A 12,021-nucleotide genomic window follows, 5' to 3' on the forward strand; every position below is an offset into this window, starting at 1 on the left:
ATTTTAGTTTGCTCCTGTTACTTTATTCTTCCATTCCTGGCCTAACTTCAATGTTTCCTTGTTCCAAATATTGTTATTCTTTACGTGATATTCCTTTTTGTATTCACTCTCAGGAATCAATTTTGCTTTTACAGCTGCTGGTAATTTTACATTCTTGCGAATTGGTCGTGCATATCCCTTAGCTAAATTAATCTGACCTGCATCTGATAAAATATAAGATCTAGCAAGTTTTGCTGCATAAGGATGAGCTGCATTTTTATTAATAACTTCAGCATATCCACTTTCGACTGTTCCATCCGTAGGAACAGTAATTTTATAGCGTTTAGAATTAATCTGATGTGCGTAATTTAATGCATTAAAGTCCCACATTACAGCAACTTGAATCTCACCTTTTTGCAAGTTTTCAATTGTTGTATCCACTGTTGATAAGCGATTTTCTTTTTGAAGTTTTGCAAAATAATTAAGTCCTGGATTAATATTCTTTTCACTACCACCATTTGCAAATGCAGCAGCTAAAACAGAATATTGGGCTTGTGCTGCAGTGGAAACATCACCAATTGCAACCTTGTACTTTCCTGAAGCTAGTTGTTTCCAAGAAGTTGGTGCTTCTGAAGAATTAACATTTTTTGTATCTGTAATGAAGACGATTGACCCAGTGTATCCAGCTGAATAGTAGCCATCTTTATCCTTTGCCCATGATGGAATTTCCTTCCAGTACTTCGTCTTGTATGCAGCTAAAAGATTCTCCTTTTTTGCAGTGGGTGCAACATTCAGACCAATATCGCCTATATCAGGTGCACTAGAAGACTTTCCTGCTGATTTAAATTTTTGCAATTCCTGTGCACTAGACATATCTGTATCTGTGTGTGAGATTCCAAATTTTGACTTAATATCATTCCAAGTTCCTATCCAATTTGCCCAAGTGTCTGGCATACCTACAGAAACGACCTTGCCTTCTTTTTTTGCTTGCTTGACAATTGTATTCCAACTGTCTGAAGTAGCACTTGCACCATTGCTATTTGAGCAGGCACCTAATGTTCCCATTACAAAAAGTGCTGCTAAAGTTACCAAGTATTTATTTCGCTTTTTCATCAAAAATAGCCTCCAAAACTTTTTTATGCTCTCTTACCCTAAGCACTCCAAGAAGTATACATAATTAATGTTATGAATAAGTATTTAATGTGTAATAGTTCTGCATTTGTTTCGTAACCTTTTTGTATTATATTAAAACAATTTATTTTTATAATTTATAGTTGTTAAGTTGCTGACAGTCAATAAAAAACATCGCATTCAATTAAGTGTTTTTCTACCTTAATCGAATACGATGCCTACTTTATCGCTTCACTTATTTAGTTCAAAATTTCAGCTTTTTTTCCTGTGATTTTCTGATTAAAATCATCCCTGCGGATATGTACAATAGATCTACGACTAAAACTGCAACCCATTTTTGTAATGTTGGCGTTGCTATTATCACAGTTCCACTGGCGAGTATGCCTGTAAAATCCAGCATAAAATGATATAAAATAGTCCACTTCAAGCTTCCTGTTCTTAGATAGATTGCAGCAAGCATTACGCCAATCGCAAACGCATTAATCACTTGTAATAGCGTTGCCGAAAAGGACTGACCAAAAAGATTAATCATGTGTGTCAATCCAAATAAGACACTGCTGACCAAGATTACACTCAAATAACTGTTAGGATTACGCGGGCTGTGCTGTAGTATGTTATTCATCAATATGCCACGAAAAAATGTTTCTTCAAATACAGCTGCTGCTAGCGCCAATAATATTGTATCCGCAATTCGCATCAAACTGAGATTTTGCAAATTCATAAACCAAGATGCAATATAAACACAATAAAAGAATATTGGTAAACTATTGATTCGCAATAATTCATTAAGTGAGAGATCTATTTGGTGGTGTAACTTGAGCTGAAGGTACTTCTTATTTAGAAGTAAGACCAATAAGGTTAGTAGTGCATCATCTACAATAACCCGATTGTCTGATTCAATTCCTGCAAACAAATATGCAAAATGAATTATTGCAAATACACCTATCAAGCATAGCCAGATACCAACGGTCGTCTTCATAGCTCTTAAATTCATTCTTCTTCTCTCCTTTGAGGAAATTATATGTAAAACTAATCATCTTATTATACATTAAAATTCTCTAGAGAGCTTCTTCCATACCAAAACAAACGCAAAGAGAGAGGTTAGGTCAAGCTTTAACCCTTGGCCTAACCCCAGTTTCTACGTATTCACTACCATTCACGTTTAATACTCATACACTCTTGTTTCGTATGGTCGTAATTTTTTAAGGTTTTTATCTTTATCATAATTACTAATTAGTAACTGCTTATTTTCTGGAACATCATAGTTACGCACAACATTCTTATCAGTGAAATTGCCCATGACTAACAGTGTCTTTCCCTCATAGTTACGTTTATACGCAAAGACTTCCTCATCATCCGGATCAAGTTCAACATAATTACCATAGACAATCAAATCACTATTATGCCGCAAATCAATCAATCTCTGATAATAATAGAATATCGAATCCTGATTATTTAGTTCATTCTTTGCATTAATTTCGGAATAATTTTCATTTAACTTCATCCAAGGTGTGCCCTCCGTAAAACCTGAATTCTTAGAATCATCCCATTGCATTGGTGTTCTTGCATTATCACGCGACTCTGTAGCTAAATATCGCATCATCGTATCATGATCAACTAATTTTTCACGATCCACAAGCTGATGATAGGCCTCAAGCGATTCAATATCCTGATAATCTTTCAAATCCTTGAAATGTGCATTAGTCATTCCCAACTCTTCACCCTGATATACATAAGGTGTCCCTTGTAGCATGTGCAGGATTGTTGCTAACATTTCTGCTGATTTAATTCGGTATTTCGGTGAATCATTGCCAAAGCGTGAAACAACTCGTGCACGATCATGGTTATTCCAATACAAGCTATTCCAGCCCTTACCATCTAGTGCTTCTTGCCATTTAGAAAGTGACCTCTTCAAATCCACTAATTTAACAGGCTGATCATTCCACTTGCCTAGTCTTGGATCATCATTCATTGTTAGGGTAACATGATCGAATTGAAATACCATGTTCAATTCTTTTGCTTCTAAACCTGTGTACTTAATAGCATCATCTGGAGTTGAACTAGGCATTTCACCAACACTCATCAAATCATAATGTGAGAGAACTTTATCATTCATTTCTCTCAAATAATCATTGAGTTTTGGCCCATCTGCTACCATTGGTTCAACATTTGCAAATTCAGCTTGTTTAGGATTAGGCGCATCTGGAAATCCAGCTGGTTTCGATAAAAAGTTAATAACATCCATTCTAAAGCCATCTATGCCCTTATCAAGCCAAAATCTCATTAGATCCCAGACATGTTCACGCACTTCTGAGTTTTCCCAATTCAAGTCTGGTTGACCTTTCGCAAAAAGATGCAGATAATACTGTTTGGTAGACTCATTGTAGTCCCACGTTGAACCACCAAAAAATGAACCCCAATTATTTGGCACTTTTCCGTCTTTGCCATCACGCCAAATATAAAAGTCGCGATATGGATTGTTCTTACTCTTCTTACTTTCTTTAAACCATTCATGTTGATCAGATGTATGATTAACAACCAAATCCATTACAATCTTTAAGCCTAGTCGATGCGCTTCTCTCAATAATTTGTCGAAGATCTCCATATTTCCAAACTTCGGTTGAATTGAGCGATAGTCACTGATATCATATCCATTATCTTTATCAGGTGATTTATATACTGGATTGAGCCAAATCACATCCACACCTAATTTCTTAATATATGGCAGTCGCTTCAAAACTCCTCCCAAGTCACCTATTCCATCACCATTACTATCTTGAAAACTCCTTGGATATACTTGATACACAACCGCTTTTTGCCACCATTTCTTTTTCATCTTACTATCCCTCTCCTTCAAACAATTATTATTTACTTTTTGCTATACCTTCTTGAGGCTTGTCTTCCTTGATAACACCAACTGCAACAGCACCCAAAAGCATTACAATTCCGGCAACCAGAATCATGCCTGGCATTGAATTGTTGATCAACGGGAAGATTGCAAAACTCGCAACTGATGCAATAATTTGCGGTAAACAGATACCACAATTAAACAATCCCATATAAGCGCCCTCATTTTTACCATTTAGAGCAGAAGTAAAAATTGAAAATGCCTCTGTCTGCATTGTAAGATACGAAATTCCAATTAAACAAAATGGTAAGATTAACAGATATTGATTATGCGTTAGGAAAACACCCACAAAACCAATTGCTCCCATTATAAGACCAACTCGAAACCAAAACTTTCTTTTCAAAGGATTCGTCTTTGATAAGATTAAGAATCCCCAGATAACAGCTGCGATAGATTGAATGCATGTTAAGATTCCATACCAATTTCCTGCAGCTTGATAACCTGCTGATGCCGTATTTGCTGTATTCCAAACATTTTTAGCAATTGCTCCGGTTGCATATGTCCAGAGATATTGGAATGCAAACCAGTCAAATAATTGAACAAATGAAACTTCCCAAAAAGCACGGGGCGCTCTCTTAACCAAAGACCACAATGAAGGAACTTCTTTATGATGATTAGGGTCAAGATGATGATATTCAGCATATGCTACAGGATCATATTCTCTAACCTTCATAACCGTATATACCGAAGTTGCTAATAAGATTATGGCTCCGATATAAAAAGAAAGTCTGACAGATAAGGGAACAACTCCTTGGTCTGCAATATTTGAAACACCAAACATTGTAAGTAAAAATGGAAATACCGTTGCAACAACTCCACCAAGATTACTAAATGATTGCTGCCATGACCATGCTAAATCTTTTTGGTCTTCATTAACCATATCCCCGACAATCATCTTGAATGGCTGCATACAAACATTACTTGATAAATCCATGAATAAAATTGCAATTGCTCCGAAAGTTAGTGCTGCGATAGATGCATATCCAAATCCAAATGACCCCGCATTCGGCAATAACACCATTACTAATGCGGCAATTGGTGCTCCCAACATCAAGTATGGCATTCTTCTACCATACTTGTTTGACCACGTTAAATCTGAATACTTTCCAACTAAGGGCTGTACTATCATTCCTGCCAACGGAGGTAGTATAAAAAAGAATCCTAATTTAGTCGGGTTAGCACCAATTGTCTGGAAGATTCGCCCCATTTGCGATGACTGTAAAGAAAAAGCCATATTGACACCGAAGAAGCCAAAGGTCATTGCAAAAATTGTACTAAGCGGCAACTTGGGAAGAGAGTTGGTAATAACTGAAGTGCCTTTTTTGTTACCGGTTACATTTTTATTAACCGAACTAGAAACTTTCCTTTCCATATCTATCACTCCTCGTATTATATAAATTGTGTAATTGCTTTCACAGAGTATTATAATACCTAGAGCAAACGTTTACAATAGATATTTATAAAAAAGTAAACGTTTGCCTTAGAGTGTTTATACTTATTTATTTTATTTCTATTTTGCGTTAAAATAATACATATAAACTGTAAGGAGCGTTGTCATGAGCATCACTATTAAAGATATAGCTAGAGAAACCGGTTTTTCTGTCGCAACTGTTTCGCGAGTTTTATCTGACAAGACGGGATTCTTTAGTCCACAGACTGCCATAATCGTCCGCGAAGCTGCTGCAAATCTTGGATACAAAAAAAATATGGCTGCAACTGAATTAGTTACACAAAAGAGTAATGTTATTGCCGTGATTGTTAACTCTACTAAAACAAACTTCTCAGACCAGATAATTAATGGCATTCAAAAAAGGGCTGACGAAGCTGAAAAAAGAGTTATCATTCTATATGCTGGTGATCGTAATGAACGTGCGCAAAAAATTGCATTATCAACTGCTTTAGAACGACCAATTCTTGGAATCTTACTCCTATCGGTCGACCTTTTTCCATCAAATCTTGACATCTTGACATCTTCTCAGATTCCTTTTTATTTTTTATCAATCTCATTTAAGAATAATGAGTTAAATTATATTTCCTCAGATGATCAAGAAATTGGTTATCAAGCAACCAGATACCTGCTTGAGCAAGGACATAAAAATATTGGCATAGCGGGATTAGATATTACAAATAGTGCTCATACAGGCGTATTGCGTTTCAAAGGATATCAACAAGCACTAAATGAATCTGGAATAACCTTCAAACAACACTGGCTACAAACAGGTGACTACAGTTACGAATCTGGAATTTCCGCCTTGCGAAACTACTGCTTAAACAAAGACGTTACAGCTGTGATTGCAGCTAGCGATCTAGTTGGAATCGGTATTTTGAACGAATGTAGTCACTTAAAAATTAATGTTCCTGCTGAACTATCGATTATCACTATCGATGGAACTAATCTTTGCAAACTTGTCCGTCCACAATTATCAAGCGTCACTCAAGACTTTTATCGCATGGGATACCTGGGAACTACTTATTTGATTAATAGTGCTCAAAACAATGCTTATACAAGTATCGTAATTAACCAGCGGCAAAGTGTGCAAAAAATTAGTAGTACTGATTACTAAAAAACATACTCCAATAAGATGGAACGTGCTTATCCAGAACAATAGAAAAGGAGGTCAAGTCAAAAGTTAACCTTTGGCTCGACCTCCTTATTATTAATTCCATGTAAATGTGTTCCAAATAATAATTAAAACCAAATTGGCATCATCATTGCTGTAACTGCTGTTGCATCATATTTGACAGCACGCTTTTTTATCTGGTTATGCAGCGTAATCAATGCAGCCGGAAAATCTTTTTGATGCTGCCAGTAGTACAGTACAATTTCTTTAGAGAGCTTGCTGGCAACTAAATCACAGTTTCCAGTTTTTTCCAGTTCCTTAGCCATAGCCAAAATAATTTCACCGGCACCTGCTTGCTGCTTAACTTGTTCATCAGCATAAGCAGCACTCAATTGATCCAACATTTTTTCTATCTCATTTTCTTTTGCCATAAGTTTCCTCCTGCAATAATTTAATCAAACAGATTTCTCAAAACTTGCTCCTTATTGTTGATAAACATCTCTGTTATTTGGTAACTCTCTGTTTCCTCATATGCACAATTATGCACTTCTCCATCATCAAATACCAAGATTTCCGCCCCAGGGTATCCTAAAAGAATCGGTGAATGAGAGACAATAATGAACTGTGAGCCAGCGTTGACACATTGCCTAATCTCTGACAGCAGCGCCAATTGCCGCTGTTGTGATAGTGCCGCTTCAGGTTCGTCTAAAATATAGAGTCCGTTTGGCTTGAACTGCTTTTGTGCAAGTGCCAAGAAACTTTCACCGTGGGACTTCTCGTGATAATTCTCTGCTGGATGTTTTTTATCAGAATATTCTAGCTCTTTGGTAGCAACATTGTAAAAACTCTCTGCACGTAGGAAGTACCCCCAATCAGCGCGAATGGCTCCCCCCGATACGCGCATTCCGTTAAACAATTCCGAATGTGTGTCATATGTTGAGAACTGATAATTACGACTTCCACCTTCAGGATTGAAACCATACTTGATTGCAATTGCTTCTAACAAGGTCGACTTTCCACTCCCATTTTCTCCTGCAAAAAAAGTCACTGGATGATTAAAATCAAGTTGTGTTAGTCCACTTAGTGAAGCTATCGTTCGGGTGTAACTCTCTTCGGCAATTTTGTTCCAATCTATCGTGATTCGCTGAATAAAGTTAGCATTGATTATAATCACCTTCTTTTATACTAATACCCTTTGATTTCATATACTTGATATTCTTTATCAAAATAATCCCCTATTTCTTCAGTTAGTCCGACCGACCATAGATTGTGCACATCCCCTCAACCATCAAATAATTTATCAACCTTGCTTACCCCAGAAACTTGATATATCATTTTTCTGTCTCACTAATTTTACTAATCAAATTATAATCGATTCACGCTATAGATTAATCAAAACCATATTCAAATTTGTTTAACTTTATTATAGAATATATTAAACGATAAATCACCCGGAGGGAAAAATGTGCAAACTCTTATTTTCTTTTATTAAGTTATCTCCAATAAAATCTGTGAAAAAGCTAGTGTTGTCCTATGAACGTTAGATATCGTGGTATTGTCCTAGCTATCTCTGGAGCATCATTTTGGGGAACGTCTGGTGTCGCAGTTCAATATCTATATCTGCACACCACAATCACATCTGCTTGGTTAGTTGACTTGCGCCTGATAGGGACCGGATTACTGCTTACAATCTGGGCTCATTATCTGTATTATGGAGAGATAAAAGCTCTGTTATCTGACAAACATACGTGGCCAAGCTTACTGCCATTTTCAATTATTGGAGTCGGTGGTTCACAATTCACTTATTTTATGGCTGTCCAATATAGTAATGCTTCCACTGCAACGGTCATTCAGTTTCTTTCACCACTGTTTATAATTATGTATATGTTGCTGATCAAACATATCTTGCCTAAGCGAATAGAAATAATTTCTGTCTTTGTAGCAATCATCGGAACCATTTTTTTAGTTACTAATGGCCATTTAGATCATCTGTCACTCTCAATGCAAACACTTGTCTGGGGATTGCTAGCAGCCTTTTGTACCGCGATGGAAGTCGTAATTCCCACTCAATTAATGCAGCGCTACCAAACAATTCCAATAATAGGAGTCTCAATGTCACTATGTGGAGTCTGTCTTTCACCTGTCCTCCTATTTATACCATGGCCCCCGCTTACACTGTTTGATTGGGGATTGATTGTGTATATCATCATTGGTGGGACACTGTTTGCCTATTTATTCTTCCTTGCAAGCATCCGCTATATTTCCGCAAGTACTACTGGAATGCTAGGTGCATTTGAACCCCTAGTTGCTACAATTCTATCAGTTGCTTTGTTGGGTACTCATCTTGGTATATTTGCACTTATTGGCGGTACATTGATTATAGTGGCAGCAATTATCCAATCGCTACCCATTGAAAAAATCATTAAGGCACATAAAAAAGCAAGCTAGTCCGAATTATACTGGATTCGCTTGTTTTTTTAGTCCATTTATTTAGACCGTAACCAATTTTTACTTAGGATTTTTAGTAATATCCGAACCAAAATATTTCTTTGAAAGTTTCTGCAAAGTTCCATCATTTCTAAGTGTCTGCAATGCTTTGTTAATTCGTCCTTGTAGTTTTTTATTTTTCTTATTTAAGAGGGCTGAAATTTTAACTGGTTTAACCTGCTTTGATAAGTCCTTGAAGTGTAAGTCACTCACCTTATTACTCTTAGCATATGCATAATACGCTTCCGCCGCATTTATTGTTCCATTAACTCTGCCTTGGCGAATTAATGACAGACTTGTTGCAAAATCTCCCGAAGAAACAATCGTCGCTTTATATTTTTTTGCGAGGATTTCATTATTGGTCCCTGTTCCTTCTGCAAATTTTTTATTCTTAACCTCTTTCAAGTTATTAATCTTATTTTTCTTTGAAGAAATTAGAGCATAGCGTGAATAGATATAAGGTTTAGAAAAAATATATACTTTTTTTCTTTCAGGAGTCTGTGTTATATTATTTAGCACTATATCGTACTTCGAAGCCCCTACTCCTGCAATTAGTGAATCCCACTTTGTTGGTACAAACTTGGCTTTTACTCCCATTTTTTTCGCAAGGGCTTTCCCTAAATCTACTTCAAACCCTGTTAGTTTTCCATCTGAGCGATATGAGTAAGGCTTATATGTTCCTTCTAACCCTATTGTTAATTGATCTTTATTTATTAAGTCATCTTTGTACGAAGATGCGTTAGCCTTCGTGGCTAGTCCTATAAAAATTCCAAAAGTAATTATGATTGCTGCTATTAATACTTCTATTTTTAAAATAATTTTTTGTTCTCTCATATCAAAAATCCCCCAAAATTAGTTTTTATTTTAATACCATAGATGACAGAAATTTCGTAATTCTCAAATTTTTATTGTTTTTGAAAAAAGGATCAGGTTTCCCATCATAAATAATATTTCCATCTTCTACAAATACTATTTTGTCGGCTACTTGTTGTGCAAACGACATATTATGTGTAACAATCACCATTGATTGCCCATCTTTTGCAAGTTGCAAAAGGACCTGTAAAACCTCAAGTTCTAATTCGGGATCTAATGCAGAAGTAGGTTCATCAAGTAAAATATACTCTGGATTCATGGCTAAAGAGCGTGCAATTGCTACTCTTTGTGCCTGACCACCCGAAAGTTCTTCTGGATAATTATCAATTTTAGATTCCAATCCAATTTTTTTTAATATTTTTTTTGCATTTTTAATCGCTGTTTCTTTATCGAGCTTTAACACCTGAGTAGGTCCTTCAATTATATTGCCAAGAACTGAAAAATGAGGAAATAGATTATAACTTTGAAATACCATCCCTGTTTTCCGTCGTACGTAAGATAATTCTTTTTTATCAATCCCCTTTGTAAAGTCAATTATCAAATCATCAAACAAATACTTCCCCCTCTCTGGTGTTTCTAATAAATTCAACGAACGTAAAATTGTTGATTTTCCAGAACCGGATGGTCCTACTAAAACAGTAACCTTTTTCTTTGGGAACTCTAGATTAATATTCTTTAAAACAAGGTGATTACCATATGATTTATTAATTTCTCTCAACTCCATCAATTACCACCTCCTTTTTTGACCTATTAGCCTTTACACCAAGCTTATCTTCTAGCTTACCTTGCCCCCAAGAAAGAATCGTACAAAAGACAGCATAAACTGCGGCTACCAAGGAATACATTAATAATGGCTGGTAATTTTCTGCGGCTATCTGTTGACTTACTTCAAACATTTCAACAATAGTAATTGAAGCCGCTAGAGATGTGTCCTTAACCAAACTAATGAAACTATTTGCCAGCGGTGGCACAGATACTCTCAGTGCTTGTGGTAATATAATTCTTTTCAGAGTCTGATTTCTCGTCATTCCGATTGAAAATGCAGCTTCCCATTGTCCTTTAGGCACTGAACTAATTGCCGCTCTAATTGTTTCAGATGCATAAGCACCCGTATTAAGCGAGAAAGTTATTATTCCTGCAATAAAGGCATCGAGCTTTATTCCTTCTGGAGCCATTCCTTTTATTTTTAAATATGGTAATCCAAAATAAACTATGAATAGTTGTACTAATAGTGGTGTGGAACGAAATAACCAAACATAAAATCTAAAAAATAATTTTACTACCAAAAAGAATCCTTTTCTGCTAGATAATCTAATTAATGCTGTAAAAAGTGCCAATATTATTCCTAGAAAAAAAGAAATAAGTGTTAACGGAACAGTATACTTAAAACCAGCCTCTAAAATTTGAGGCAAAGCTTTGCTGATAATTTCCCACATCTAAATTTCCTCCTAATGTATGTAAAAGTACAAATAAAAAAACGAAATCTTAAAATAAAAGATTTCGTCTCATCCGTTCCATTTTTTAGCTGGAAAAATATCATGCCAAAATAGTGGATCGTCTAAGACCTAATCCACAAGGACACATATATTGAATTTTGGATTTCAATATGTTCATTTTATTTTCCTCACTAAAAACTAATTGTATTATTATTTTATGCTAACTGATTTAACAAAGAAAGTCAACACCTTTAATAATTAAAAACTGATATTAAATAAGATTGCTCTTTTTCTTATCCAAGGCTGCCATCTTCTTTTGAATTTTTATGAATTGCTTCTTGACGCTACTTTCATTCAGTATTTCATCTAGCTTTTTCAAGAAATCTTCCATTATGTCCTTATTACCGCTACACCAATAACCGTGAGCCTTGCTTTATGTCCATCAATCAAAAAGGCCGCTAGCTTGAAGTTTTTCCACTTCGTAGTTATCGTCTCAGCGGCTGTCTCTTTGATATTATCATTTTCAGGTTGTTAATACTAATCAAATCTTCTTACTTACACTTCAGACAATATAGTGAAATATTCTTTATTTCTGATTTTGATACGAGTTTTACTTTGGCAAATAGGACATGATATCCATTCCATG

General features: G+C 35.7%; 12 protein-coding genes. 2 read left to right on the forward strand and 10 right to left on the reverse strand.

Annotated features, from left to right (window positions below; all coding sequences use genetic code 11):
- Nucleotides 1-3 precede the first annotated feature (3 nt).
- The 4 genes from FFX44_RS07695 to FFX44_RS07710 form a co-directional block, all read right to left on the reverse strand.
- Entirely contained in the window at nucleotides 4-1,092 is a 1,089-nt protein-coding gene (locus FFX44_RS07695; protein WP_289979499.1) for an ABC transporter substrate-binding protein, read from the reverse strand.
- Between the two features lie 262 nt (nucleotides 1,093-1,354).
- Nucleotides 1,355-2,104 (reverse strand): CPBP family intramembrane glutamic endopeptidase, encoded by a 750-nt coding sequence (locus FFX44_RS07700; RefSeq protein ID WP_289979500.1) that lies wholly within the window; start codon nucleotides 2,102-2,104, stop codon nucleotides 1,355-1,357.
- Nucleotides 2,105-2,272: 168 nt separating this feature from the next.
- The gene (locus FFX44_RS07705) at nucleotides 2,273-3,946 is read right to left on the reverse strand and encodes an alpha-glucosidase (RefSeq protein WP_289979503.1); all 1,674 of its coding nucleotides are present in this window, start codon (nucleotides 3,944-3,946) and stop codon (nucleotides 2,273-2,275) included.
- Nucleotides 3,947-3,974: 28 nt separating this feature from the next.
- Nucleotides 3,975-5,390, reverse strand: coding sequence for an SLC45 family MFS transporter (locus FFX44_RS07710; protein ID WP_289979504.1), 1,416 nt, complete (start codon nucleotides 5,388-5,390; stop codon nucleotides 3,975-3,977).
- Between the two features lie 184 nt (nucleotides 5,391-5,574).
- Between FFX44_RS07710 and FFX44_RS07715 the strand changes: the two genes are divergently transcribed.
- Complete coding sequence (locus tag FFX44_RS07715) at nucleotides 5,575-6,582, forward strand: LacI family DNA-binding transcriptional regulator (protein WP_289979505.1); 1,008 nt, start codon at nucleotides 5,575-5,577, stop codon at nucleotides 6,580-6,582.
- Between the two features lie 125 nt (nucleotides 6,583-6,707).
- Here FFX44_RS07715 and FFX44_RS07720 read toward each other — a convergent pair whose 3' ends face one another.
- Nucleotides 6,708-7,010: a bacteriocin immunity protein gene (locus FFX44_RS07720; protein WP_289979508.1), complete on the reverse strand. Its 303-nt coding sequence runs from the start codon at nucleotides 7,008-7,010 to the stop codon at nucleotides 6,708-6,710.
- 20 nt (nucleotides 7,011-7,030) lie between these two features.
- A complete protein-coding gene (locus tag FFX44_RS07725; RefSeq protein WP_289979509.1) occupies nucleotides 7,031-7,753 on the reverse strand; it encodes an AAA family ATPase in 723 nt (240 codons plus the stop codon).
- A 359-nt stretch (nucleotides 7,754-8,112) separates the two neighbouring features.
- On the opposite strand from FFX44_RS07725, the gene FFX44_RS07730 reads away from it, so the two are divergent.
- A complete protein-coding gene (locus FFX44_RS07730; RefSeq protein WP_289979510.1) occupies nucleotides 8,113-9,027 on the forward strand; it encodes an EamA family transporter in 915 nt (304 codons plus the stop codon).
- 60 nt (nucleotides 9,028-9,087) lie between these two features.
- Here the strand turns inward: FFX44_RS07730 and FFX44_RS07735 are convergent, their stop codons facing one another.
- From FFX44_RS07735 to FFX44_RS12650, 4 genes are all read right to left on the reverse strand, one after another.
- Nucleotides 9,088-9,900, reverse strand: coding sequence for a transporter substrate-binding domain-containing protein (locus FFX44_RS07735; RefSeq protein WP_289979512.1), 813 nt, complete (start codon nucleotides 9,898-9,900; stop codon nucleotides 9,088-9,090).
- Between the two features lie 25 nt (nucleotides 9,901-9,925).
- Nucleotides 9,926-10,663 carry an amino acid ABC transporter ATP-binding protein gene (locus tag FFX44_RS07740; protein WP_289979514.1) on the reverse strand — a complete coding sequence of 246 codons (738 nt, stop codon included), beginning with the start codon at nucleotides 10,661-10,663 and terminating at the stop codon, nucleotides 9,926-9,928.
- A complete protein-coding gene (locus FFX44_RS07745; RefSeq protein ID WP_289979515.1) occupies nucleotides 10,644-11,375 on the reverse strand; it encodes an amino acid ABC transporter permease in 732 nt (243 codons plus the stop codon). The genes FFX44_RS07740 and FFX44_RS07745 overlap by 20 nt, the downstream gene beginning before the upstream one ends.
- 555 nt (nucleotides 11,376-11,930) lie before the next feature.
- Nucleotides 11,931-12,020 (reverse strand): cysteine-rich KTR domain-containing protein, encoded by a 90-nt coding sequence (locus FFX44_RS12650; protein ID WP_354669252.1) that lies wholly within the window; start codon nucleotides 12,018-12,020, stop codon nucleotides 11,931-11,933.
- Between the last annotated feature and the right edge of the window lies 1 nt (nucleotide 12,021).

The organism is Lactobacillus sp. UCMA15818 (genome assembly GCF_030400225.1).
GTDB lineage: Bacteria > Bacillota > Bacilli > Lactobacillales > Lactobacillaceae > Liquorilactobacillus.